A 22,782-nucleotide genomic window follows, 5' to 3' on the forward strand; every position below is an offset into this window, starting at 1 on the left:
ACAGGACACATGCCCACGATCGAGCGCATCGACGGCTATGCCGACGAACTCACCGCCATTCGCCGCGACCTCCACGCCCATCCCGAGATCGGCTTCGAGGAAGTGCGCACCTCCGGCATTGTCGCCGACAAACTGACGAGCTGGGGCATCGAGGTGCATCGCGGTCTCGGCGGCACCGGCGTGATCGGCGTCATCAAGGGCAAGGGCTCAAGCGCCAAGCGCATCGGCCTGCGCGCCGACATGGACGCGCTGCCGATGGAAGAGAACACCAATTTGAAATGGCGCTCGACCATTCCCGGCCGCTTCCACGGCTGCGGCCATGACGGCCACACCACCATGCTGCTCGGCACCGCGCGCTACCTCGCCGAGACCAGGAATTTTGACGGCACCGTGCACCTGATCTTCCAGCCGGCCGAGGAAGGTCTCGGCGGTGCCCGCGCGATGATCAAGGACGGCCTGTTCGAGAAGTTTCCGTGCGACGAGCTCTACGGCCTACACAACGCACCCGACCTCAACCACGGCGAGATCGCGATCCTGCCGGGCCCCGCAATGGCCGGCGCCGACTTCTTCGACCTCCGTATCACCGGCTATGGCGCGCACGGCGCGATGCCCGAGCGCTCCAAGGACGCGGTGATCATCGCGACCACGCTGGCGCAGGCGATCCAGACCATCGTCAGCCGCAATGTCGAACCGCTCCAGTCCGCCGTCATCTCGATCACCCAGATCCATGCCGGTTCCGCCTACAACGTCATTCCCGGCGAGGCACATCTCTGCGGCACCATCCGCGCCTTCTCGGATGAAGTCCGCGCGCTGATCCGCGAGCGCATCCGCACGATCTGCGCCGGTATCGCGACCGCGTTCCAGTGCGAGATCGATGCCGACGTGCGCGACACTTTTGGCGTGCTGATCAACCAGGTCGAGCAGTCCAAGGTGGTCGAGGAAGTCGCACGCACCGTCGTCGATCCCGCCAAGGTGATCACCCGGACGGAACCGAAGATGGGCAGCGAGGATTTTGCCGACATGCTGCAAACCATTCCCGGCGCCTACTTCTGGGTCGGCCATGACGGCTCGGTGCCCGTGCACAATCCCGGCTATGTGCTCGACGACAAGATCCTGCCGATCGGCGCCAGCATGTTTGCCCGGATCATCGAAACGCGCATGCCGGTAGGTAGCAATGCATAAAATGAGTGCTGAAGAGGCGGTTACCTCGCTGCACGATCTCTCCGCGGTCGATCTGATCGCGGGCTATCGCGCCAAACAGTTCTCGCCGAGCGAGGTGCTGGAGGACGTGCTTGCGCACGTTGCTGCGTGGGAACCGCACCTCAAGGCGCTCTATGCGTTCGATCCCGACAGCGCGCGCGATGCCGCCAAGGCCTCGACCGCGCGCTGGAGCGGGGGGCGAACCCTCCGGCGCGCTCGACGGCGTGCCGGTGACGGTGAAGGACAACATCGCGACCAAGGGCGTGCCGGTGCCGCTGGGCGCGGCCAGCGTCAAGCTCGTGCCGGCCGAGAAGGACGCACCGCCCGCCGCGCGCCTGCGCGAGGCCGGCGCGGTCATCTTCGCCAAGACCACCATGCCCGATTACGGCATGCTGTCCTCGGGGCTCTCCAGCTTCCATGCGCTCGCGCGCAATCCCTGGGACCTCTCCAAGAATCCCGGCGGCTCCAGCGCTGGCGCCGGCGCCGCCGCGGCGGCCGGCTATGGTCCGTTACATCTCGGCACCGATATCGGCGGCTCGGTCCGCCTGCCCGCAGGCTGGTGCGGCCTTGTCGGCTTGAAGCCGAGCCTCGGCCGCGTGCCGATCGATCCGCCCTATGTGGGCCGCGTCGCCGGTCCCATGACCCGCACGGTCGACGACTGTGCGCTGATGATGAGCGTGCTCTCAAAACCCGACCGGCGCGACGGCATGAGCCTGCCCGCCGACCCCCTCAACTGGAAGGGGCTGGAAAAGTCCCCGCGAAAGTTGCGCATCGGCCTGATGCTCGATCTCGGCGTCGGCCAGAAGCTGGAGAAGCCGGTGCGCGAGGTCGCGGTGAAGGCTGCGAAAGCATTCGAATCCGCCGGCGCCGTTGTCACGGAAGTGGAAGGCATCCTCACGCGCGAAATGCTCGACGGCCTCGACAATTTCTGGCGCGCCCGGATGTGGGACGATCTGTCCAAGCTGACGTCAGCCGAGCAGGCAAAGGTGCTGCCCTATATCTTCAAATGGGGCGAGTCCGGCGCGAAACTTTCCGGCGTCGACGTGATCCGCGGCTTCAACCAGACCATGGCGATCCGCGCCGCGGCCGCAAAGCTGTTCTGCGAGCTCGACTACGTGATCTCGCCGACCGCACCGAACGTAAACTACCCGGCGGAATGGGCCTCGCCGCTAAACGATCCCCTGAAGCCGTTCGAGCACATCTGCTATACCGTGCCGTGGAATATGTCGGAGAACCCGGCGGTATCCATCAATGGCGGCTTCGACGCGAAGGGCTTTCCCATCGGCGTGCAGATCGTCGGTCGCCGCTTCGACGATATCGGCGTGCTCGGCATGGCCAAGGCGTTCGAAGGCCTGCGCGGCCCGCAGCGGCCCTGGCCGAGCCCTCCGACGAAGTAGCGACACTCCGTCATTCCGGGTTGCGCCCTCTTGGCGCAAGCCCGGAATCCATTCATCGGCACAAGTTGTGCGGAGAGATGGATTCTCAGGTGCGCAATTGCGCACCGTAGCTCGCGCTTCGCGCGCCCCGGAATGACGTGCTAGAGAGAACAGGAAACACAGGAAGGAAACCACCATGGCGTATGAGACGATCAAGTACGAGGTCGCCGAGCAGATCCTCACCATCACGCTGAACCGGCCCGACAAGCTCAACGCCTTCAATGCGCAGATGCAGGCCGAGCTGATCGACGCGTTCGACGCTGCCGACAAGGACGACAACGTCCGCGCCATCATCGTCACCGGTGCCGGCCGCGGCTTCTGCGCGGGTGCGGATCTTTCGTCGGGCGCCGACACCTTCGATCGCGACGCGCGGCGCGGGCCGGTGAAGCGGCTCGCCGACGGCAAGGTGGACTACAGCGATCCGCAGGTGCGCGATGGCGGCGGCCAGGTGACCTTGCGTATCTTCAAATGCCTGAAGCCTGTCATCGCCGCGGTGAACGGGCCTGCGGTCGGCATCGGCGTCACCATGCAGCTCGCAATGGACATCCGCATCGCATCCGATGCTGCACGTTTCGGCTTCGTGTTCTCCCAGCGCGGTATCGTGCCCGAGGCCGCCTCGAGCTGGTTCCTGCCGCGCATCGTCGGCATCTCGCAGGCGCTGGAATGGTGCTATTCGGGCCGCGTCTTCCCGGCCCAGGAAGCGCTCGCCGGCCGTCTCGTCAGCAAGGTCGTGCCGCCGGACGATCTGTTGCCGACCGCCCGCGCGCTCGCCAAGGAGTTCGCAGCGAAGACCGCGCCGGTCTCAGTCGCGCTGATCCGGCAGATGATGTGGCGCATGATGGGCGCGGACGATCCGATGGAAGCACACAAGGTCGACAGCCGCGGCATCTACGCCCGCGGCCGCTCCGACGACGTCAAGGAAGGCGTGGTGTCGTTCCTGGAGAAGCGCCCCGCGCAGTTCAAGAACAAGGTGTCCAGCGACATGCCGGATTATTTCCCGTGGTGGACGGAGCGGGAGTACAAGTGACGCGAAGCTCGTAGTCCGTAGGGTGGGCAAAGCGAAGCGTGCCCACCACTCTGGTTTCGACCACCGACAAGATGGTGGGCACGGCGCAAAGCGCCTTTGCCCACCCTACGGCACCGTCAATCCATCACCAGCGCCACGCGCCCGATCGCCTTGCGGTCGAGCAACAGCCGCATCGCCTTCGCATAGTCCGCCAGCGGCAGGCGGTGCGAGACGTTCGGGCGCAGCTTGCCCTCCTCCGCCCATTGCAGCAGCGCCTTCAGGCGCACCTCGCCGAGCGCGGGATTTTTCCGCACGGCTTCGCCCGCGCGCACGCCGAGCACGCTGGCGCCTTTGATCAGCAGCAGATTAGTCTTGGCCAAGCCGATGCCACCGGTGAAGCCGATCACGAGGAGCCGGGCGCCCCAGGCGATGCAGCGCATCGAATTCTCGAACACCTCTCCGCCGACGGGATCGAACACGACGTCCGCCCCGCGGCCGTCCGTGATGCGCTTGACGGCATCGCGGAAGGGCTCGCGGTCGTAGCGCACGAGGTGATCGGCGCCGCGCGATTTCGCAATGGCGAGCTTCTCGTCGCTGGAGGCGGTCGCGATCACGGTCGCACCCAGCATCTTGCCGATCTCGACAGCTGCCAATCCCACGCCGCCGCCGGCGCCGTGCACCAGCAACACTTCGCCCGGCTCGACCCTGCCGCGATCGATCAGCGCGTGATAGGCGGTGCCGTGGCCGGCGAGATAGGTCGCAGCTTCCGCATAATCGAACGTCGACGGCATCGGTGTGAGTTGCGCGGGCGTCACCACCGCTTCATCGGTGAAGGCACCATGGCGCATTTTCACGATGACCTTGTCACCGACGGCGACGCTCTTCGCCTCTGTGCCAACCTCGGTGACGTCGCCGGCGGCCTCCATCCCCGGCGTGAACGGCAGCTCGGGCTTGAGCTGATATTCGCCGGCCGCCATCAGCACGTCCGGAAAATTCAGCCCGGCGGCGCGAATCGCGACGCGGACCTCGCCAGGCTTGAGGGACCGCGATGGAAATTCTTCCAGCAGCAACGTTTCGGGCGCGCCGAGCGCGCGGCAGACGACAGCCCGCACCATCAGGCCGCGCTCGCCTTGCTGCGCAACAGCGCCTCGCGGATCAGCGGCAGGCGGTCATTGCCGAAATACATGTCGGTCTTGCCGACGAAGATCGTCGGCGAGCCGAAGCCGCCGCGTGCGACGACCTCTTCGGTATTGGCCTTGAGCTGATCCTTGATCCCCTGCTCCGCGATGCCGGTGAAAAATTTCTGCTCGTCGATGCCGACCCCCCTGCAGATCTCGGCAAGCACCGCGTCCCGCGAGATGTCCTTGTCGCCACCCCAATAGGCCTCGAACACGGCGGTGGCGAACGGCACCATGTCCGCAGCCAGCCAGATGCAGCCGCGCATCGCCTTCACGCTGTTCACTGGAAACACCGTCGGCGGCATCTCGATCGACAGGCCGGCCGAGCGCGCCCAGTCCTGAAGGTCCTTTTTCATGTAGCGCGCCTTGAGCGGCACCGGCTTTTCCCGCTGCGCGTAGACGCTCGGGTTGACCGTGTTGAAGATGCCGCCGACCAGGATCGGCCGCCAGGTGATCTCCGCGCCGAGCTCCTTGGCCAGCGGCTGGATGTTGTGGAAGGCGAGATAGGTCCAGGGGCTGGAACAGTCGAAGAAGAATTCGATCATGGCGTTTCCTTTTATCTTGTTTGTTTCGCTCTCGTCATTCCGGGGCGCGCCCTCTTGGGCGCGAGCCCGGAATCCATCTCTCCACATGGACTGCCGCCCGATGGATTCCGGGCTCGGCGCTGCGCGCCGCCCCGGAATGACGGAGAGAGCAGTGCCTACTTCTTTCCCAACAGCTCCTTGGCACGCTGGCCAAACATGATCTTGCGTGATTCCTCGTCGAACGGCTCTTTCACGAATTTGCCGATCGCAAGCCCCGCCTGCACCTGCGGCCTTGAGCGGACCTCGGCGTACCAGCGTTTCACATTCGGATAGTCGTCGAGCGTAAAGCCCTGCGCCTTGTGGGTCATGGTCCAGGGGAAGCAGGCGATGTCGGCGATGGAATAGTCGCCGGCGACATAGGCGCCGGTCTTGCCGATCTGCCGGTCGAGCACGCCATAGAGCCGCGCGGCCTCGTCGCGGTAGCGCTGGATCGCGTAAGGAATCTTCTCCGCGGCATAGAGCGCGAAATGGCCGTGTTGGCCGAGCATCGGTCCGAGCCCCGCCATCTGCCACATGACCCACTGGATGGTGGTGGATCGGCCGCGCAGGTCACTGGGCAGGAAGCGGCCGGTCTTCTCCGCCAGATAGATCAGGATTGCGCCGGTCTCGAAGGCCGAGAACGGTTCGCCGCCGTCGGCAGGCGCTTGGTCGACGATCGCGGGAATCCGGTTGTTCGGTGAAATCGCGAGAAATTCGGGGCTGAACTGCTCGCCGGCGCGGATGTTGACGGACTTCACATTATAGGGAAGCCGGAGTTCCTCCAGCATGATCGAGATCTTCCAGCCGTTCGGCGTCGGCGCGAAATAGAGGTCGATCATCGCCTTCCCTATGCACGTCGCCAGCTAAAATGACGACCTTTGTTGTTCTGTACCTCGACGTTAAGACATGGCAGGAATGGGCGCAACACAACCTGCCGGGAGGCCGCCATGCTGTTTCCAACCACGATCGCAGGCTCCTTGCCGAAGCCGGAATGGCTCGCCGAACCCAACATGCTCTGGGCGCCCTGGAAGTCGCAAGGCGACGAGCTTGCACGGGCCAAGCGCGACGCCACGATGCTTGCGGTGAAGATCCAGGAGGACGCCGGCATCGACATTGTCACCGAGGGCGAGCAGGCCCGCCAGCATTTCGTCCACGGTTTTCTGGAGAAGATCGACGGCATCGACTTCGCCCACAAGGTCGAGATGGGAATCCGCAAGGACCGCTACAAGGCGATGGTTCCGCAGGTCATCGCGCCACTCCAGCTCAAGGGCCGCGTCCATGCCGACGAGGCGCGCGTTGCGCGCGCGCACACGAAGAGGAAGCTGAAGTTCACCCTGCCCGGCCCGATGACCATCATCGACACGATTGCCGACCGCTACTACGGCGACCGCGTGAAGATGGCCTTCGCCTTCGCCGATCTCCTGAACGAAGAAGCCAAGGCGCTGCAGGCCGACGGCGTCGATATGGTGCAGTTCGACGAGCCCGCCTTCAACGTCTACATGGACGAGGTCAACGACTGGGGCATCAAGGCGCTCGAGCGCGCCGCGCAAGGGCTGACCTGCGCCACCGCCGTGCACATCTGCTACGGCTACGGCATCAAGGCCAACACCGACTGGAAGGAGACGCTCGGCGCGCAATGGCGGCAGTATGAGCAGATCTTTCCGGCGATCGACGCCAGCCCGATCCAGCAGGTCGCGATCGAGTGCCGCAACTCCAAAGTGCCGCTCGACCTGCTCGCGCTGCTCAAGAACAAGATCGTGCAGGCCGGTGTGATCGACGTCGCCAGCGACACCGTCGAGACCGCCGAGGATGTCGTAGAGGTGATCGACGCGGTTTCGAAATTCGTGCCCAAGAGCAACATCATCGCGACCACCAATTGCGGCATGGCGCCGATGCGGCGGGAGATCGCGGAGGCCAAGCTGATGGCGCTCGGCGCCGGTGCCGCGCTGGCGCGCGAGAAGCTGGGGTGATGGTGGTCGTCCGGCAAGTACTCGTCCTCGTGGCATTCGCGGTGATTGTATCACCCGCGGGCGCCGAGGATCGCTCCGTGCTTCTCAATTGCAAGGCGATGGTCGAGCGAGCGGAGAGGGACGCCGGCAGCGCAAAGCGAGGCCGAACTCATCCGCTGCCGCCAGGTCATTCGCGAATGGGCCCTGCGCGATGCACGGACGACGGTGGACGAACAAGGGCGGCCGCTGAAGTAACGAAACTCCCCTCTCGTTTGGGCTACCCCCCTCCCTGGCCCTCCCCCACAAGGGGGGAGGGAACGGATCGTGCGCTCGGATGGAGCGCAACTTCGTAACCGGCACTCATGGCGCGCAGCGTTGAAGGCGGCGTCAGCAACTGCGCATCTTCGAGCTCCCGCGCGCCGGCAGCATAACCCGACGGCGACCACAGCAGCGCACTCCCCTGCGTCACCAGAAAACTCTCCTCGCCCTGCTGCACCATCGCGCCGTCGGGAAGCTGGTCGAGCGGCACCAGCAGCGCGTGCAGCCGCTTCTTGCCGTGATCGAGCCGCTCGTGGTGTAGCACCGTGTCGATGTCGTGCATGCGAACGTCATGCACGCGATTGCCTTTCTCCCATGCGGCCCGGAAGCGATTGGCATCGTCGCGGCGACAGTAGAAGCAGGGGCGATGGCCGGCGGCGAGCGCAGTGGCCTCATCGAGGAAGAAAAGTTCGGTCCAGCTTTGCGTCGCCATCACCTCGCGGCGGCGGCCGCGGAACTCGCACACGCAGGTGAGCCAGGCCGGTGTCGACCAGCGCTTCCTGAGCAGCGTCTTCGTCGCGGGATCATGGATGATGCCGCGATTGCCGGTGAACAGGCCGCGATGCGGCGTTGAGATGATGTCGCCGGTTGGCGTCACGCGGTTTTGCAGGGGCATGGTGCGGCTCTTCTCCTTCTCCCCGCTTGCGGGGAGAAGGTCGGGATGAGGGGGAGCCTCCGCAAGGTCGGTGAGAGTTTGACTCGCGGAGAGTCCCCCTCACCCGCGCCTTCGGCGCGGCCTCTCCCCGCACGCGGGGAGAGGCGAAGAAAAACTACGCCGCGCCGTCGCGGAGCGGCGGATGGTAGGAGAGCGCGGTGTCCCAGGGGAAGAAGATCCAGGTGTCCTGCGAGACTTCCGTGATGAACGTGTCAACCAGCGGACGGCCCATCGGCTTGGCGTAGACGGTGGCGAAATGTGCGTCGGGCAGCATCTCGCGCACCAGCTTGCCGGTCTTGCCGGTGTCGACGAGGTCGTCGACGATCAACAGCCCCTTGCCGGTGCCGCCGCCGAGCTTCATCGCCGATTCGGAAATGCCCTTGAGGACCTGCAGCTCGCCCTGCTTGTTGTGGTCGTAGCTGGCGATGCAGACCGTATCGATCACGCGCACCCCGAGCTCGCGCGCGACGATCGCGGCCGGCACCAGGCCGCCGCGGGTGATCGCGATCACGGCGTGGAACGGGCCGACCTCGTTGAGCCGCCAGGTCAGCGCCCGGCAGTCCCGGTGGAACTGGTCCCACGAGACCGGAAAGGCCTTGCCCGCCCGCTCCTGCGCATTCAGTTCCGGAGCTTCACCAGCCATTGTCGTCTCCTTCGTCTGCCGGCAAAGTCTCTGCTAGCGGCTGATGTTCAATCCCACCAGCATTTCCTTCACTGCCGCCATCGCCGCCGCCAGCTTGTCGGCGTCGCGCGAGCGCACCACCAGATTGGTGTTCGGCTTCTGCTCTTCGTCCATGAAGGGATAGCTGCCGATGATGGTGTCGGGATGGGCGACGGCGATCGCCCGCAGCGGGCTGCCGATGTCGCCTTCGCGCGCGTTGGCACGGACCGATTCGGACAGCATGCGCACGCCCGATTTCAGCTTCGGCGAGACGATGTCCATCATGGCCTGCATGATCGAGGGAACGCCGGCCATCACGATGACATTGCCGATCTTGAAGCCGGGGGCGAGGATGGTCGCGCTCTGGATCAGCTCGGCGCCATCAGGGATACGGGCCATGCGCAGGCGCGCCTCGTTGAGGTCCTGCTCGCTCCAGCGCTCGCGGAAACGGGCGACCACCTCCGGGTGATGATCGATGCCGACGCCGAACGCCTTGGCGACGCTGTCGGCGGTGATGTCGTCATGGGTCGGCCCGATGCCGCCGGTGGTGAAGACATAGGTGTAGCGTTGCCGCAGTGCATTCAGGGCGGCGATGATGTCATCCTCGTCGTCGGAGACGACCCGGACTTCCTTCAGGTCGATGCCGATATTGGTCAGGTATTCGGCGATGAAGCCGATATTCTTGTCCTTGGTCCGGCCGGACAGGATTTCATCCCCGATGACCAGAATGCCCGCCGTGACGATGTCGCTCATACCTTAAGTCCCTCACCTGTCGGCCCGACTCTGCCGAGGTAACGCGTTGAAGTCACGCGGTTTTGCTGCCGAAATAAGCAGTCCTCAGCCATTTTTTCAGGCACCTTCCCGGCTCACACCGGCAATTGCCCTTCCTCCATGCTTATCGCGCTGGCCCGGCCCTTGCTACCACCCGGGGAAGTCATGCACTCTTGCCGCATGGCCACGGAGACAAGTCGGGATCTATGGCAGTCGCGTTTGACGAAATGAATATTCCCGGCGGGGACCTTCGCCCCGCCTATCAGGAGCTGGCGCGCTGGCTCAAGGAGACGCCTCCCGAGGCGCTCGAATATCGCCGCCAGGAAGCCGAGCTCCTGTTCCGCCGCATCGGTATCACCTTCGCGGTCTACGGGGATTCCGAGTCCACCGAGCGCCTGATCCCCTTCGACGTGATCCCGCGGATCATGTCCGGCAAGGAATGGGCGGTCCTGGAGAGGGGCCTGAAGCAGCGCGTGCGCGCGCTCAACATGTTCCTGCGCGACATCTATCATGGCCGCGACATCCTCCGCGCCGAGATCGTGCCCGACGATCTGATCTTCCAGAACCCGGTCTTCCGCCCCGAGATGAACGGCCAGCAGGTGCCGCACGACGTCTACGTGCACATCGCCGGCATCGACATCGTCCGGGTCGATGCCGAGGACTTCATCGTGCTGGAGGACAATGCGCGCACGCCCTCGGGCGTGTCCTACATGCTGGAAAACCGCGAGATCATGATGCGGCTGTTTCCGGACCTGTTCGCCCGCCACAAGGTGGCACCGGTCGAGCGCTATCCCGACGAGCTGCTCGCGGCCCTGCGCTCGGTCGCGCCACAAGGCGCATCGAGCGAGCCGACGGTCGCCCTGCTTACGCCCGGCGTCTACAACTCCGCCTATTACGAGCACTCGTTCCTCGCCGACAAGCTCGGCATCGAGCTCGTGGAGGGGCGCGATCTCATCGTCAAGAACAACGAAGTATTCATGCGCACGACCGAGGGAATGAAGCGGGTTGACGTGATCTACCGCCGTGTCGACGACGACTTCCTCGATCCCCTCACCTTCCGCCCCGACTCCGTACTCGGCGTGCCCGGGCTGATGTCGGCCTACGCGGCCGGCAACATCACGCTCGCCAACGCCGTCGGCACCGGCATCGCCGACGACAAGGCGATCTACTCCTACATGCCGGATATCGTGAAGTTCTATCTCGGCGAGGAGCCGATCCTGAAGAACGTTCCGACCTGGCGCTGCCGCGAGCCGAAGGATCTCGCCTACGTGCTGGACAACTTGAGCGATCTCGTCGTCAAGGAAGTTCACGGGTCCGGCGGCTACGGCATGCTGATCGGACCCGCCGCCACGAAGGCGACCATCGATGCGTTCCGCGAAAAGCTCAAGCGCGAACCGGAAGGGTTTATCGCACAGCCGACGCTGGCGCTCTCGACCTGCCCGACCTGCACGGCCTCAGGCCTTGCCCCGCGCCACGTCGACCTGCGGCCTTTCGTACTCACGGGCAGCAAGAGCACCACGATCGTGCCCGGCGGGCTGACACGTGTTGCGCTGAAGGAAGGCTCCCTGGTGGTGAATTCGAGCCAGGGCGGCGGCACCAAAGACACCTGGATCCTCGACGAGTAGACAGATGCTGTCGCGTACCGCCGAAAACCTCTACTGGCTCGCCCGCTATGTCGAACGGGCCGAATATCTCGCTCGCACCATCGATGCGACGCTCCGCGTCACCGCGCTGCCCGCCGCCTATGTCGGCAAGACCAACGAATGGGACTCGGCGCTGCTCACCGCCGGCGTCGCCGCAAGCTTCTATCAGACCTACGAGGAAGCCAACGAGCACAACGTCGTCGACTACCTCTCGTTCTCCGCGGACAACCCGTCCTCGATCAGGAACTGCATCGAGGCGGCACGGCTGAACTCGCGCTCGGTCCGCACCGCACTGACCAGCGAGATGTGGGACACCATCAACTCGGCCTGGATCGAGCTCCAGGCGGTGTGGAGCAAGGGCACCTCCACGCGCGAGGATCTCGCAAAATTCCTGCGCTTCGTGCAGGAGACCTCGCTGCGCTTCGACGGTTCGGCCTACCGGACCATGCTGCGCAACGACGCCTACTGGTTCTCGCGGATGGGCGTTCATCTGGAGCGCGCCGACAACACCGCGCGCATTCTCGACGTGAAGTACCACGTCCTGCTGCCCGAGGAAGAGCATGTCGGCGGCCCGCTCGACTTCTATCAGTGGAGCTCGATCCTGCGCTCGGTCTCGGCGCTGACGGCCTATCACTGGGTCTATCGCGAGACACTGAAACCCTGGCTGATCGCAGATCTCTTGATCCTCAACGACACGCTGCCGCGCTCGCTGGCGAGCTGCTACGGCAATCTCGTACGCAACCTCGACCAGATCGGCGTCGCCTATGGCCGCCAGGGCCCCGCCCAGCGCCATGCCCGCGGCATCCGCAACCGGCTCGAACACAGCAATATGAACGACATCTTCCAGCTTGGCGTGCATGAATTCATTCAGGAATTCATCGCGGACAATTCCAGGCTGGGCGAAATCATCACGAAGCAGTATTTGATCTGATGTTCCCCGATTGACGAAACGGGATATCGTCATGGCCGGGCTCGTCCCGGCCATCCACGTTCTTGGTTCCGCTTACAGGGAAGAGCGTGGATGCCCGGGACAAGCCCGGGCATGACGAGTTCCTTCGCGGTAGGCATTCGGGCCTAACCACCAACTGCACGGTCCACCATGCGCCTGCGAATCCAGCACACCACGACCTATCGCTACGAGCCGCCGGCCACCAGCGTGATCCAGATCCTGCGCATGACGCCCTGCAGCCACGACGGGCAGTACGTGGCAGAATGGCAGATCGACGTCTCGACCGACACCAAGCTCGACACCCATGAGGATGCGTTTGGCAACGTCACCCATGTGCTGTCCTGCGGGCCCGTCGGCGACATCCAGATCACCGCCGAAGGGCTGATCGAGACCCACGACACCGGCGGGGTGCTGCGCGGCGCCGACGAGCGCTTTCCGGCCGGAATGTTTTTGCGTTCCACCGACCTCACCTCCGTCAATCCGGCGATGACGGCGGTTGCGCGCCAGCTGCGCGCGGAAGCCGAGAGCGACACGCTCGGCTTTCTGCATTCGCTGATGACTGAGATCAGCGAGCACATGACGTTCGACGAGGACCCGACCAACAGCGGCACGTCGGCAGCGGAAGCCTTCACGCTCAAGCGCGGCGTCTGCCAGGACTATGCGCACATCTTCATTGCCTGTGCCCGCGCCGGCGGCGTGCCGGCGCGCTTCGTCTCCGGCCACTTTTTGCGCTCGGACGGCGCGGTGCATCAGGACGCTGGCCACGCCTGGGCGGAAGCCTACGTGCCCGATCTCGGGTGGGTCGGCTTCGATCCCGCCAACAGCATCTGCACCACCGACGCCCATGTCCGCGTCGCGATCGGGCTCGACTATCTCGGCGCCGCCCCGGTGCGCGGCACCCGCTATGGCGGCGGTGCGGAGACGCTGGCCGTCGCAGTCAAGGTCGAGCAGGCCGGCCGCGGCGGGCAATGGCAGTCGCAGCGGCAGAGCTAGGCGCAGCCGCATTCGCGAGGCGCTGCCGGCCGAATGCATGAGGCGTGCTATAGTCGCGGAGTCAGATCAGACACGCGAGGTACCTCATGTCGACTGTAAAGCTGCTTTCGGACGATGAGCTCTCCGGCGAGGCGCGCGCCGTTTTCGACGATATCCGCAAGGTCCGGCAGTCGGATTTCGTCAACAATTTCTGGCGCGCGCTGGCGCATGATCCGAAGACGCTGCGGCGGACCTGGGAGAGCGTCAAGGAGGTGATGGCTCCAGGGGCGCTCGATCCCAAGATCAAGGAAATGCTCTATGTCGCGGTTTCGGTCGCGCATGGCTGCAGCTACTGCATCCATTCGCACACCGCCAGCGCACGGGCCAAGGGCATGACCGAGGCCGAATATGGCGAGATGCTCGCCATCGTCGGCATGGCCGCGGAGACGAACCGGTTGGTCACAGCGCTCGGCGTGCCCGTTGACGAGGCGTTTCTCGTCGATGCCGCTGAATGAGGTCGGCAATCGCAGCAGCAGGCGCAACGGCAGAGCGAACCTGTCATTCCGGGGCGCGCGTAGCGCGAACTATGATGCGCAATTGCGCATCTGAGAATCCATCGGGCCACAGAGTTACTGGATCAATGGATTCCGGGCTCGCGACGTTGTCGCGCCCCGGAATGACGACCTCATCCTGCCGCCCCCGGGAATCGGGGGTTGGAGCGGCCCCTGAAATTGGCTAGTAATTCCGCGCAAACGCGTTCGGGGACTGGACATGACCTATTGTTGCGGAATCCTGGTTCGGGACGGTCTGGTGATGATCGCCGACACCCGCACCAATGCCGGCCTCGACAACGTCTCGACCTTCCGCAAGCTCCACATCTTCTCCAAGCCCGGCGAGCGCATCATGGCGATCGCCAGCGCCGGCAACCTCGCCATCAGCCAATCCGTGCTCTCCACCCTGACCGAGGGACTGGAAGATCCGACGACCGGCGAGGTCGAGACGCTGATGAACGCGCCGACCATGTTCCAGGCCGCCCAGCGCATCGGCCGAGCGATCCGCGCGGTTCACGCCACCGAAGGCCCGGCGCTGAAATCCGAGGACGTGTCCTTCGACGTCTCCTTCCTGTTCGGCGGCCAGATCAAGGGTGCGCGCATGCGCCTGTTCATGGTCTACTCCGCCGGCAATTTCATCGAGTGCACCACCGACACGCCCTACCTGCAGATCGGCGAGCACAAATACGGCAAGCCGGTGCTCGACCGCGCCATGCATTACGACGTCGAGCTTTACGAGGCGCTCAAGACCGGCCTGATCTCGATGGACTCGACCATGCGTTCCAATCTCGGCGTCGGCCTTCCGATCGACGTGCTGGTGGTGCGCACCGATGCCTGCGATGCCGATCTCAACCATCGCATCGAAGCCGGCGAGCCCTATTTCCACGACCTGCGCTCGCGCTGGTCGGCGGCCTTGCGCGCGGCACACCAGAACATTCCGCGGCCGCCCTACAAGAACGAAAAAGAATCCAAAACCTGACACTAAGAGAAAAGGCAGGAAACGATGAGTGAAGCGAAAAAAATCGCAGTGGTGACGGGCGCCGGCACCGGTGTCGGGCGCGCGGCATCGCTGGCGCTGATGAACACCGGCTTCACCGTGGTGCTCGCTGGCCGGCGGCTCGACATGCTCGAGGAGACGGCAAAGCTCGGCCCCGCCGGAAAGAGCCTCTGCGTCTCCGCCGACATGACCGATCCGGCCTTGATCGCCGCGCTGTTCGCCAAGGTCGCACAGACCTACGGCCGGCTCGACGTGCTCTTCAACAATGCCGGCATGGGCGCGCCTGCCGTGAACTTCGAGGACCTCAGCCTCGAACAGTGGCAGGCGGTGGTGAACACCAACCTCACCGGCCCGTTCCTGTGCACCCAGCATGCCTTCCGCATCATGAAGGACCAGACCCCGCGCGGCGGTCGCATCATCAACAACGGCTCGATCTCGGCGCATGCGCCGCGGCCGTTCTCGGCGGCCTACACCTCGACCAAGCACGCCATCACGGGCCTGACCAAGGCGAGCAATCTCGACGGCCGCATGTACGACATCGCGGTCGGCCAGGTCGACATCGGCAATGCGGCGACGCCCATGACCGACCGCATGGTCAACGGCCCCGGCGTGCTGCAGCCCGACGGCACGACCAAGCACGAACCGCGCATGGACGCCAAGGCGGTCGGCGATGCCGTCGCCTACATGGCCGGCCTGCCGCTCGACGCCAACGTGCTGTTCATGACGGTCATGGCGAGCAAGATGCCGTTCGTCGGACGGGGCTAAAGGTCTTTCCACCCTCTCCTCGTTTGCGGGGAGAGGGTCTGACTCAAAAAGTGAAAAACAACCCCATGCACAGTAGGCGTCAAGGGGATTCTGGCTGTTGCCGACAAGCGGGGTGAGACGGAGTAAATCCGCGCGCTACCTCCACAATCGTCATTGCGAGCGCAGCGAAGCAATTAGGGTCGTCGGTCTCGTGCCCCGGACGCAGCGCGGCATGAAATGACGCGCTGCTGAGCCGGGGCCCATCTCTCGGCACGTCTCCTCGCGGCAACCTGGGTCCCGGCTCAGCGGCGCATCGTTACACGCTGCGCTGCGCCCGGAACACGAGACCTCGTTACTCCAGCCTCTCCACCTGGCGCAGGCTCGGGAACAGCTTCATCCACAGCAGCGCCACTGCGACCGTGCACACGCCGCCGAGCACGGCGGCCGGCATCGCGCCGAACAGCGCGGCTGTGAGCCCGCTCTCGAACTGACCGAGCTGGTTGGAGGCATTGATGAACAGGAAGTTCACCGCACCGACACGGCCGCGCATCTCGTCTGGCGTGGCGAGTTGCACCAGCGAGAAGCGGATCACGACGCTGATCGTGTCGGCCGCGCCGAGAACGGCGAGCGAGAGCACCGACAGCCACATCCAGGACGACAGCGCGAACACGATCGTTGCGACACCGAACACGATCACGGCCTGGAACATGCGCAGGCCGACATGCCGCGAAATGGCGTGGCGCGCCAGCACCATGGTCATCAACAATGCGCCGACCGCAGGCGCGGCGCGCAGCACGCCGAGCCCGACCGGACCGGTCTGGAGGATGTCGCGGGCATAGATCGGCAGCAGCGCGGTGACGCCGCCGAACAGCACGGCGAACAGATCGAGCGAGATGGTGCCGAGGATCGCCGGACTTTCGCGGATGAAGCGGAAGCCGGCAAAGATATTGTCCGAACTCGTCCCCTCCTTGGCTACGGCCTGCGGACGCGGCCGGATAAAGCCGGTCAGGATCATCCCGAGAATCCAGAACAGTACCATCACGGCGTAGGCAAGATGCGGCGCGATCGCATAGGCAAAACCGCCGAGCGCCGGCCCCGTGATGGTCGCGACCTGCGCCGCGCCGCTGGACACGGCCGTGGCGCGCTGCAGCGAACCCTGCGGCGCGACCAGCGGCAGCAGCGCCGCAGTGGTCGGGCTCTCGAAGGCGCCGGCAATGCCGAGCACGAAGGTCGCGACGAAAATCTGTACCTCGCCGACCGCGCCAAGATAGGTGATGATTGCGAGATAGAGCGCGGTCGTCGCTTCCACGAGCTGGCAGAGCTGAACCACGCGTTTGCGCTCGTAACGGTCGGCGGCGTGGCCGGCGACGAACACGAGCAGCGCGGTGGGCAGGAACTGCACGAGCCCGACCATGCCGAGGTCGAAGGCTGAACCGGTGAGATCGTAAATCTGCCAGCCGATCGCGACCGCCGCGATCTGGCTGGAAAAGCGCGACAGGCTGCGCGAGAGCAGGAAAAACAGGAAAGCGCGGTGAGTGAGGAGTTCGCGGGCGCTCACCGGCGGGCTCGCCCGTAGCGGCTGCGCTTCGCTTGGCTCCTGGCTTGGCTTTTGGCTCACCTCTTGGACCATCCGCGCCTGATATTGACGGTGCCCCGCGTGGCTGACGCGGACCGGCTTGTCAACAGCGGCGGCTCCGGTGATCTCCAAGGCATTGCGTTTGCAACGCACGCGCGGCCATAATCATTGGGGGTTTGGGGACATCATGCTGCGGCTGCAATCGTCACTCGGCATTTTCGCATTGCTGCTACTCGCCTTCGCGTTGGCAGAGAACCGCCGCGCCGTATCGCTGCGCCAGGCGGCGATCGGCCTCGTCGTGACCTTCGCCACCGCGATTGTCCTTTTAAAGCTGCCCGTCGTCGCGCAAGCCTTCGGCGCCATCAATGATGCGGTCGGTGCGATCTCGGCGGCTTCGCGCGCCGGCTCCTCCTTCGTGTTCGGCTATGTCGGCGGCGGTACCCTGCCCTTCGACGTGAAGGTGCCCGGCGCCGATTTCATCCTGGCGTTCCAGGCGCTGCCGATCGTGCTGGTGATGAGCGTGCTGACGACGCTGCTGTTCTATTGGCGCGTGCTGCCGCCGGTCGTGCGCGGGATGGCCTGGCTGCTGGAGCGGACGCTGGGCGTCGGCGGCGCGGTCGGTCTCTCGACCGCCGCCAACATCTTCCTCGGCATGGTCGAGGCGCCACTGTTCGTGCGGCCGTATCTCGCACAGATGACACGGAGCGAACTGTTCCTGGTGATGACCGGCGGCATGGCCGGCATCGCCGGCACGGTGCTGGTGCTCTATGCGACGCTGCTGGCGCCACTCATTCCGGATGCCGCCGCGCATTTCGTCATTGCCTCCGTGCTGGGCGCGCCGGCCGCGATCCTCGTCAGCCTCATCATGGTGCCCGAGACATCCGACAAGCGCACCGGCGGCGCGCTGGAGGACCCGGAGATGAGCGTCTCCGGCACGATGGACGCCATTGTGAAAGGCACCACCGCAGGCCTCGAGCTGCTGCTCAACATCGTCGCGATGCTGCTGGTGCTGGTGGCGCTGGTCTATCTCGTCAACGCCATGCTCGGCTTACTGCCTGATATCGGCGGCGCCGCGATCTCGTTGCAGCGCCTGCTTGGGTTCGTGATGGCGCCGGTGTGTTGGCTGATGGGGTTGCCCTGGGATCAGGCCGTGACCGCCGGCAGCCTGATGGGCACCAAGACCGTGCTCAACGAACTGATCGCCTATGTCGACCTCTCAAAGCTGCCGCCCGACGCGCTCGATCCGCGCTCGCGCCTGATCATGCTCTACGCGATGTGCGGTTTCGCCAATTTCGCCAGCCTCGGCATCATGATCGGCGGCCTCGGCGTCATGGCCCCTGAACGGCGCGAGGAGATCAACGCGCTCGGGCTGAAGTCGATCGTGTCGGGGACACTGACGACGTGCTTGATGGGAGCGATCGTGGGGGGTGCTGGCGTAAGAGCGGCGCACTCGTAGCCCGGATGGAGCGCAGCGCAATCCGGGACAGCGTTTCCGTCGCGCCCGGGTGCCCCAGATTTCGCTGCGCTCCATCGGGGCTGCGAACGAACTCTCCACCCGTCATTCCGGGGCGCCGCAAAGTGGCGAACCATGATGCGCAATTGCGCATCTGAGAATCCACTTGTATTGCCGCCCGATGGATTCCGGGCTCGCGCTACGCGCGCCCCGGAATGACGGCGGAGAGATGGGAGAACCGTCATTGCGAGCGAAGCGAAGCAATCCAGAAATGCATCCGAGGAAACAGTCTGGATTGCTTCGTCGCTTCGCTTCTCGCAATGACGAGGAGAGCGCCTACGCCTTCAGTTCCACCGTCTTGAACTCCGCTGGCAGGATCACCTCCAGCAGCTCCACGTCATCAGAATAATCCAAAATCATGTGCTTGATCTTCGGCGGCTGGGTCCAGGCGCTGCCTTCCTTCATCAAGGTCTCGCCCTGCCCGTCCATGTAGGTCTTCACCCAGCCCTTGAGCACGTAGACCATCTGGAATTCGACGTCGTGGAAGTGCAGCTTCGACACCTCGGTCGGATCGCAGGGCCCTTGCAGGCGGATCACATGTGCTTGCGCGAGGCCGTGGGTGGCGTCGGCAATGCCGAGGTCCCGGTATTTCGCGTAGGCGCGCAGGCCGTCGGCTTTGAAATCCTCTTCGCGATGATGGCTGACGGCAATGCGCTGCTTGGGCCGTGCGGGCTTCTTGACGGATGACTTTGCAGTTGTCGTGCGCGCCTTCGCCTTCACCGCTTTGCGCGCCGAAGATCGCGCCGCGGACTTGGCTCCGCTCCGCTTTTTCACCGCGGTTTGCGCTGCGCTGCGCGATTTCGCTTTCTTGGCCATGGCTGCCTCCCCTGTTGTTATCGGGAGAGGCTAGCACAAAATGCGACGCGTAGGATGGGTAGAGCCCTTGCGAAACCCATCATCTCCCTGCTTTCGAAGGCGATGGGTTTCGCTTCGCTCTACCCATCCTACGCGATCTACGCGTCCTCCCTTCAATGCAGCCGGAACACGCCGTCCACGGCGCGCAGCTCGGCCGGCTTGATCAGCTTGGAATGCGCCACGGTCACCGAGAACAGCGGGCCGTCGAGCTTCTCCTGCCAGAACGCCAGGAAGTCGGTCAGCGCCGGAAACTTCGGAAACAGATCGTAGTCCTGCCAGACATAGGTCTGAAGCAGCGAGGGATGATCCGGCATCCGGTAGAGAATTTGCGCCGTCGTCAGCCCGTAACCCAGCACCTGTTTCCGGAAGTCGTCGGAAACAACCCCAGCCCGCGAGACCATGCCAACCTCCTTTGCAGGAGCGCATATTCAGGGGGTGGCTTCGGTTCCCCGGGAGCCACCCGGAGGAGATGCGCTCACATGAGAGAAATGTGACGCAAACTGACAACCCATCTCAAGCCCAAAGGTTTAACAAGTTGTTGAAATTCAATGCGTTAGCAGCAGATGCGGCTCCGTGCTAATACGGCTCCGAAGGCCGGTTAACGATGGTAAAGAGAATCTGGCAGTCCGCGCTTCCGGGTGCTGATTTTTCTGCTAGAAGCCCTTGCCCCCGCAAAATTCCTGTCCTATTTCAGCCTCGCCTGCGCTAGCACTCGCGGGCATCGATTGCTAACGACTAAAAATCCCCAACTCGTACAAATGCTTAGGAGGACTGCATGAAATTCCGTCCGCTTCACGACCGCGTCGTGGTCAAGCGTATCGACGCAGAAGAGAAGACCGCTGGCGGCATCATCATTCCCGACACTGCCAAGGAAAAGCCCTCCCAGGGTGAAGTCGTCGCCGTTGGCCCGGGTGGCCGCGACGAAGCCGGCAAGCTGATCCCGATCGACCTGAAGGTCGGCGACCGCGTGCTGTTCGGCAAGTGGTCCGGCACCGAAGTCAAGATCGACGGCGTCGATCTGCTGATCATGAAGGAAAGCGACATCATGGGCGTCCTCGACGTCCCCGCTTCCAAGAAGAAGGCGGCCTAAGAGCCCCTCTCTCCCTCCAGTCAAACACCTCAAGGAAAATTTCAGATGGCAGCCAAAGAAGTCAAATTCTCGGTTGAAGCGCGCGACAAGATGCTGCGCGGCGTCGACGTTCTCGCCAACGCGGTGAAGGTCACGCTCGGTCCGAAGGGCCGCAACGTCGTGCTCGACAAGTCGTTCGGCGCTCCCCGCATCACCAAGGACGGCGTCACCGTCGCCAAGGAGATCGAGCTCGAGGACAAGTTCGAGAACATGGGCGCCCAGATGGTGCGCGAAGTCGCCTCCAAGTCCGCCGACGCGGCCGGCGACGGCACCACCACCGCCACCGTGCTCGCCCAGGCGATCGTGAAGGAAGGCGCCAAGTCGGTCGCCGCCGGCATGAACCCGATGGACCTCAAGCGCGGTATCGACCTCGCGGTCGAAGCCGTCGTGGCGGACCTCCAGAAGAACTCCAAGAAGGTCACCTCGAACGACGAGATCGCCCAGGTCGGCACCATCTCGGCCAACGGTGACGCGGAGATCGGCAAGTTCCTCGCCGACGCCATGAAGAAGGTCGGCAACGAGGGTGTCATCACCGTCGAGGAAGCCAAGTCGCTCGAGACCGAACTCGACGTCGTCGAGGGCATGCAGTTCGACCGCGGCTACATCTCGCCCTACTTCGTCACCAACGCCGACAAGATGCGCGTCGAGATGGACGACGCCTACATCCTCATCAACGAGAAGAAGCTCTCCTCGCTGAACGAGTTGCTCCCGCTGCTCGAGGCCGTGGTGCAGACCGGCAAGCCGCTGGTCATCGTCGCCGAGGACGTCGAAGGCGAAGCGCTCGCGACCCTGGTCGTGAACCGCCTGCGCGGCGGCCTGAAGGTCGCGGCCGTCAAGGCTCCGGGCTTCGGCGATCGTCGCAAGGCCATGCTGCAGGACATCGCGATCCTGACCGGCGGCCAGGCGATCTCGGAAGACCTCGGCATCAAGCTCGAGAACGTCACGCTCAACATGCTCGGTCGCGCCAAGAAGGTGATGATCGACAAGGAGAACACCACGATCGTCAACGGCGCCGGCAAGAAGGCCGACATCGAGGCGCGCGTGGCCCAGATCAAGGCGCAGATCGAGGAGACCACCTCGGACTACGACCGTGAGAAGCTCCAGGAGCGTCTTGCCAAGCTCGCGGGCGGCGTCGCGGTGATCCGCGTCGGCGGCGCGACCGAGGTCGAGGTGAAGGAGCGCAAGGATCGCGTTGATGACGCGATGCATGCGACCCGCGCCGCGGTCGAGGAAGGCATCGTTCCGGGCGGCGGCGTCGCCCTGCTCCGTGCCTCCGAGCAGCTCAAGGGCCTGCGCACCAAGAACGACGACCAGAAGACCGGCGTCGAGATCGTGCGCAAGGCGCTGTCGGCTCCCGCTCGCCAGATCGCGATCAACGCCGGTGAAGACGGCTCGGTGATCGTCGGCAAGATCCTGGAGAACAAGACCTACGCCTACGGCTTCGACTCCCAGACCGGCGAGTACGTCAATCTCGTCACCAAGGGCATCATCGACCCGACCAAGGTGGTCCGTACCGCGATCCAGAACGCAGCCTCGGTTGCGGCTCTCCTGATCACCACGGAAGCCATGGTCGCCGAGCTGCCCAAGAAGGGCGGCGCCGGTCCGGCGATGCCCCCGGGCGGCGGCATGGGCGGCATGGACTTCTGATCCAGCCACCTCAAGGACTACGAAACCCCGGCAGCGATGCCGGGGTTTTTGTTTTTTGGGCAAGCTCTCTCCAGCGTCATTCCGGGGCGCGCGAAGCGCGAGCCCGGAATCCATAACCACGAACGTCAGTTGGCTATCCCGGAATAGAGATCATCCCAATTCGGGTTCTGCTCCTCGATCAGGCGGGTCTTCCAATCCCGTCGCCACTTCTTGAGTTCTTTCTCGCGGGCGATGGCCGTCGCGGCATCATCATAGATTTCGAACAACACCAATTTGTCGACGCCGTAACGTGTCGTGAAGCCGGGAGCAGCTTTTGTCTTGTGCTCGTACACGCGACGCACGAGGTCGTTGGTCACGCCGATGTAGAGCGTACCGTGCTTCCTACTTGCAAGGATGTAGACGTAGTACGCCAAAATATCCGCCTGTGGTTATGGATTCCGGGCTCGCGCTTTGCGCGCCCCGGAATGAC

22 protein-coding genes and 1 pseudogene are annotated in these 22,782 nt (G+C 64.3%); 13 read left to right on the forward strand and 10 right to left on the reverse strand.

Annotation, left to right across the window (positions count from 1 at the left end; translation table 11 throughout):
• Positions 1 to 9: 9 nt before the first annotated feature.
• The 3 genes and pseudogenes from AC630_RS32255 (at position 10) to AC630_RS32265 (ending at position 3,663) form a co-directional block, all read left to right on the forward strand.
• The gene (locus AC630_RS32255; protein ID WP_074122484.1) at positions 10 to 1,182 is read left to right on the forward strand and encodes a M20 aminoacylase family protein; all 1,173 of its coding nucleotides are present in this window, start codon (positions 10 to 12) and stop codon (positions 1,180 to 1,182) included.
• A pseudogene (locus AC630_RS32260) lies at positions 1,175 to 2,597 on the forward strand (amidase). The gene AC630_RS32255 and the pseudogene AC630_RS32260 overlap by 8 nt, the downstream one beginning before the upstream one ends.
• A 175-nt stretch (positions 2,598 to 2,772) precedes the next feature.
• Positions 2,773 to 3,663, forward strand: coding sequence for a crotonase/enoyl-CoA hydratase family protein (locus AC630_RS32265; protein ID WP_074122485.1), 891 nt, complete (start codon positions 2,773 to 2,775; stop codon positions 3,661 to 3,663).
• 116 nt (positions 3,664 to 3,779) lie between these two features.
• On the opposite strand, the gene AC630_RS32270 is transcribed toward AC630_RS32265, so the two are convergent.
• From AC630_RS32270 to AC630_RS32280, 3 genes are all read right to left on the reverse strand, one after another.
• A complete protein-coding gene (locus AC630_RS32270; RefSeq protein ID WP_074122486.1) occupies positions 3,780 to 4,757 on the reverse strand; it encodes an NADPH:quinone oxidoreductase family protein in 978 nt (325 codons plus the stop codon).
• The gene (locus AC630_RS32275) at positions 4,757 to 5,365 is read right to left on the reverse strand and encodes a 2-hydroxychromene-2-carboxylate isomerase (RefSeq protein WP_074122487.1); all 609 of its coding nucleotides are present in this window, start codon (positions 5,363 to 5,365) and stop codon (positions 4,757 to 4,759) included. Before AC630_RS32275 ends, AC630_RS32270 begins: the two co-directional genes overlap by 1 nt.
• Positions 5,366 to 5,520: 155 nt before the next feature.
• Positions 5,521 to 6,222, reverse strand: a complete 702-nt coding sequence (locus tag AC630_RS32280) for a glutathione S-transferase N-terminal domain-containing protein (protein ID WP_074122488.1) — start codon at positions 6,220 to 6,222, stop codon at positions 5,521 to 5,523.
• 108 nt (positions 6,223 to 6,330) lie between these two features.
• On the opposite strand from AC630_RS32280, the gene AC630_RS32285 reads away from it, so the two are divergent.
• On the forward strand, positions 6,331 to 7,353 hold the full coding sequence (locus tag AC630_RS32285; RefSeq protein ID WP_074122489.1) for a methionine synthase: 1,023 nt from the start codon (positions 6,331 to 6,333) through the stop codon (positions 7,351 to 7,353).
• A gap of 256 nt (positions 7,354 to 7,609) precedes the next feature.
• On the opposite strand, the gene AC630_RS32295 is transcribed toward AC630_RS32285, so the two are convergent.
• The 3 genes from AC630_RS32295 to AC630_RS32310 all read right to left on the reverse strand — a co-directional run bounded on the left by AC630_RS32295 (position 7,610) and on the right by AC630_RS32310 (position 9,719).
• Entirely contained in the window at positions 7,610 to 8,266 is a 657-nt protein-coding gene (locus tag AC630_RS32295) for a hypothetical protein (RefSeq protein ID WP_074122490.1), read from the reverse strand.
• Positions 8,267 to 8,420: 154 nt separating this feature from the next.
• Positions 8,421 to 8,948 (reverse strand): xanthine phosphoribosyltransferase, encoded by a 528-nt coding sequence (gpt, locus tag AC630_RS32305; RefSeq protein WP_074122492.1) that lies wholly within the window; start codon positions 8,946 to 8,948, stop codon positions 8,421 to 8,423.
• A gap of 33 nt (positions 8,949 to 8,981) precedes the next feature.
• Positions 8,982 to 9,719 (reverse strand): competence/damage-inducible protein A, encoded by a 738-nt coding sequence (locus tag AC630_RS32310; RefSeq protein WP_074122493.1) that lies wholly within the window; start codon positions 9,717 to 9,719, stop codon positions 8,982 to 8,984.
• 224 nt (positions 9,720 to 9,943) lie between these two features.
• On the opposite strand from AC630_RS32310, the gene AC630_RS32315 reads away from it, so the two are divergent.
• The 6 genes from AC630_RS32315 (at position 9,944) to AC630_RS32340 (ending at position 15,614) form a co-directional block, all read left to right on the forward strand.
• Complete coding sequence (locus AC630_RS32315) at positions 9,944 to 11,362, forward strand: circularly permuted type 2 ATP-grasp protein (protein ID WP_074122494.1); 1,419 nt, start codon at positions 9,944 to 9,946, stop codon at positions 11,360 to 11,362.
• A gap of 4 nt (positions 11,363 to 11,366) precedes the next feature.
• Positions 11,367 to 12,311, forward strand: coding sequence for an alpha-E domain-containing protein (locus AC630_RS32320; protein ID WP_074122495.1), 945 nt, complete (start codon positions 11,367 to 11,369; stop codon positions 12,309 to 12,311).
• Positions 12,312 to 12,479: 168 nt separating this feature from the next.
• A complete protein-coding gene (locus AC630_RS32325) occupies positions 12,480 to 13,322 on the forward strand; it encodes a transglutaminase family protein (protein ID WP_074122496.1) in 843 nt (280 codons plus the stop codon).
• An 86-nt stretch (positions 13,323 to 13,408) separates the two neighbouring features.
• Entirely contained in the window at positions 13,409 to 13,816 is a 408-nt protein-coding gene (locus AC630_RS32330; RefSeq protein WP_074122497.1) for a carboxymuconolactone decarboxylase family protein, read from the forward strand.
• Between the two features lie 256 nt (positions 13,817 to 14,072).
• Positions 14,073 to 14,831, forward strand: coding sequence for a proteasome-type protease (locus AC630_RS32335; RefSeq protein ID WP_074122498.1), 759 nt, complete (start codon positions 14,073 to 14,075; stop codon positions 14,829 to 14,831).
• A gap of 24 nt (positions 14,832 to 14,855) precedes the next feature.
• Positions 14,856 to 15,614 carry an SDR family oxidoreductase gene (locus AC630_RS32340; RefSeq protein WP_074122499.1) on the forward strand — a complete coding sequence of 253 codons (759 nt, stop codon included), beginning with the start codon at positions 14,856 to 14,858 and terminating at the stop codon, positions 15,612 to 15,614.
• A 331-nt stretch (positions 15,615 to 15,945) separates the two neighbouring features.
• Here AC630_RS32340 and AC630_RS32345 read toward each other — a convergent pair whose 3' ends face one another.
• On the reverse strand, positions 15,946 to 17,223 hold the full coding sequence (locus AC630_RS32345) for an MFS transporter (RefSeq protein ID WP_074122506.1): 1,278 nt from the start codon (positions 17,221 to 17,223) through the stop codon (positions 15,946 to 15,948).
• A 133-nt stretch (positions 17,224 to 17,356) separates the two neighbouring features.
• Here AC630_RS32345 and AC630_RS32350 point away from each other — a divergent pair, with 133 nt between their 5' ends.
• Positions 17,357 to 18,625, forward strand: a complete 1,269-nt coding sequence (locus AC630_RS32350; RefSeq protein WP_074122500.1) for a NupC/NupG family nucleoside CNT transporter — start codon at positions 17,357 to 17,359, stop codon at positions 18,623 to 18,625.
• Between the two features lie 333 nt (positions 18,626 to 18,958).
• On the opposite strand, the gene AC630_RS32355 is transcribed toward AC630_RS32350, so the two are convergent.
• Positions 18,959 to 19,498 carry a cupin domain-containing protein gene (locus AC630_RS32355; RefSeq protein ID WP_074122501.1) on the reverse strand — a complete coding sequence of 180 codons (540 nt, stop codon included), beginning with the start codon at positions 19,496 to 19,498 and terminating at the stop codon, positions 18,959 to 18,961.
• Positions 19,499 to 19,650: 152 nt separating this feature from the next.
• Positions 19,651 to 19,938: an usg protein gene (locus AC630_RS32360; RefSeq protein WP_074122502.1), complete on the reverse strand. Its 288-nt coding sequence runs from the start codon at positions 19,936 to 19,938 to the stop codon at positions 19,651 to 19,653.
• Positions 19,939 to 20,312: 374 nt separating this feature from the next.
• Here AC630_RS32360 and AC630_RS32365 point away from each other — a divergent pair, with 374 nt between their 5' ends.
• Together AC630_RS32365 and groL are read left to right on the forward strand one after the other, a co-directional pair.
• Complete coding sequence (locus tag AC630_RS32365) at positions 20,313 to 20,627, forward strand: co-chaperone GroES (RefSeq protein ID WP_014494241.1); 315 nt, start codon at positions 20,313 to 20,315, stop codon at positions 20,625 to 20,627.
• A 45-nt stretch (positions 20,628 to 20,672) separates the two neighbouring features.
• Complete coding sequence (gene groL / locus AC630_RS32370; protein WP_074122503.1) at positions 20,673 to 22,313, forward strand: chaperonin GroEL; 1,641 nt, start codon at positions 20,673 to 20,675, stop codon at positions 22,311 to 22,313.
• A gap of 125 nt (positions 22,314 to 22,438) precedes the next feature.
• On the opposite strand, the gene AC630_RS32375 is transcribed toward groL, so the two are convergent.
• Positions 22,439 to 22,726: a GIY-YIG nuclease family protein gene (locus AC630_RS32375; protein ID WP_074122504.1), complete on the reverse strand. Its 288-nt coding sequence runs from the start codon at positions 22,724 to 22,726 to the stop codon at positions 22,439 to 22,441.
• Positions 22,727 to 22,782 lie beyond the last annotated feature (56 nt).

The sequence above is a fragment of the Bradyrhizobium sp. AS23.2 genome (genome assembly GCF_001908185.1).
GTDB lineage: Bacteria > Pseudomonadota > Alphaproteobacteria > Rhizobiales > Xanthobacteraceae > Bradyrhizobium.

Excerpts from the sequence above, each read along its gene's own strand:
- AC630_RS32255 (WP_074122484.1), top strand. The coding sequence starts at position 10 with ATGCCCACGATCGAGCGCATCGACGGCTATGCCGACGAACTCACCGCC.
- AC630_RS32265 (WP_074122485.1), top strand. The coding sequence starts at position 2,773 with ATGGCGTATGAGACGATCAAGTACGAGGTCGCCGAGCAGATCCTCACC.
- AC630_RS32270 (WP_074122486.1), bottom strand. The coding sequence starts at position 4,757 with ATGGTGCGGGCTGTCGTCTGCCGCGCGCTCGGCGCGCCCGAAACGTTG.
- AC630_RS32275 (WP_074122487.1), bottom strand. The coding sequence starts at position 5,365 with ATGATCGAATTCTTCTTCGACTGTTCCAGCCCCTGGACCTATCTCGCC.
- AC630_RS32280 (WP_074122488.1), bottom strand. The coding sequence starts at position 6,222 with ATGATCGACCTCTATTTCGCGCCGACGCCGAACGGCTGGAAGATCTCG.
- AC630_RS32285 (WP_074122489.1), top strand. The coding sequence starts at position 6,331 with ATGCTGTTTCCAACCACGATCGCAGGCTCCTTGCCGAAGCCGGAATGG.
- AC630_RS32295 (WP_074122490.1), bottom strand. The coding sequence starts at position 8,266 with ATGCCCCTGCAAAACCGCGTGACGCCAACCGGCGACATCATCTCAACG.
- gpt (WP_074122492.1), bottom strand. The coding sequence starts at position 8,948 with ATGGCTGGTGAAGCTCCGGAACTGAATGCGCAGGAGCGGGCGGGCAAG.
- AC630_RS32310 (WP_074122493.1), bottom strand. The coding sequence starts at position 9,719 with ATGAGCGACATCGTCACGGCGGGCATTCTGGTCATCGGGGATGAAATC.
- AC630_RS32315 (WP_074122494.1), top strand. The coding sequence starts at position 9,944 with ATGGCAGTCGCGTTTGACGAAATGAATATTCCCGGCGGGGACCTTCGC.
- AC630_RS32320 (WP_074122495.1), top strand. The coding sequence starts at position 11,367 with ATGCTGTCGCGTACCGCCGAAAACCTCTACTGGCTCGCCCGCTATGTC.
- AC630_RS32325 (WP_074122496.1), top strand. The coding sequence starts at position 12,480 with ATGCGCCTGCGAATCCAGCACACCACGACCTATCGCTACGAGCCGCCG.
- AC630_RS32330 (WP_074122497.1), top strand. The coding sequence starts at position 13,409 with ATGTCGACTGTAAAGCTGCTTTCGGACGATGAGCTCTCCGGCGAGGCG.
- AC630_RS32335 (WP_074122498.1), top strand. The coding sequence starts at position 14,073 with ATGACCTATTGTTGCGGAATCCTGGTTCGGGACGGTCTGGTGATGATC.
- AC630_RS32340 (WP_074122499.1), top strand. The coding sequence starts at position 14,856 with ATGAGTGAAGCGAAAAAAATCGCAGTGGTGACGGGCGCCGGCACCGGT.
- AC630_RS32345 (WP_074122506.1), bottom strand. The coding sequence starts at position 17,223 with ATGGTCCAAGAGGTGAGCCAAAAGCCAAGCCAGGAGCCAAGCGAAGCG.
- AC630_RS32350 (WP_074122500.1), top strand. The coding sequence starts at position 17,357 with ATGCTGCGGCTGCAATCGTCACTCGGCATTTTCGCATTGCTGCTACTC.
- AC630_RS32355 (WP_074122501.1), bottom strand. The coding sequence starts at position 19,498 with ATGGCCAAGAAAGCGAAATCGCGCAGCGCAGCGCAAACCGCGGTGAAA.
- AC630_RS32360 (WP_074122502.1), bottom strand. The coding sequence starts at position 19,938 with ATGGTCTCGCGGGCTGGGGTTGTTTCCGACGACTTCCGGAAACAGGTG.
- AC630_RS32365 (WP_014494241.1), top strand. The coding sequence starts at position 20,313 with ATGAAATTCCGTCCGCTTCACGACCGCGTCGTGGTCAAGCGTATCGAC.
- groL (WP_074122503.1), top strand. The coding sequence starts at position 20,673 with ATGGCAGCCAAAGAAGTCAAATTCTCGGTTGAAGCGCGCGACAAGATG.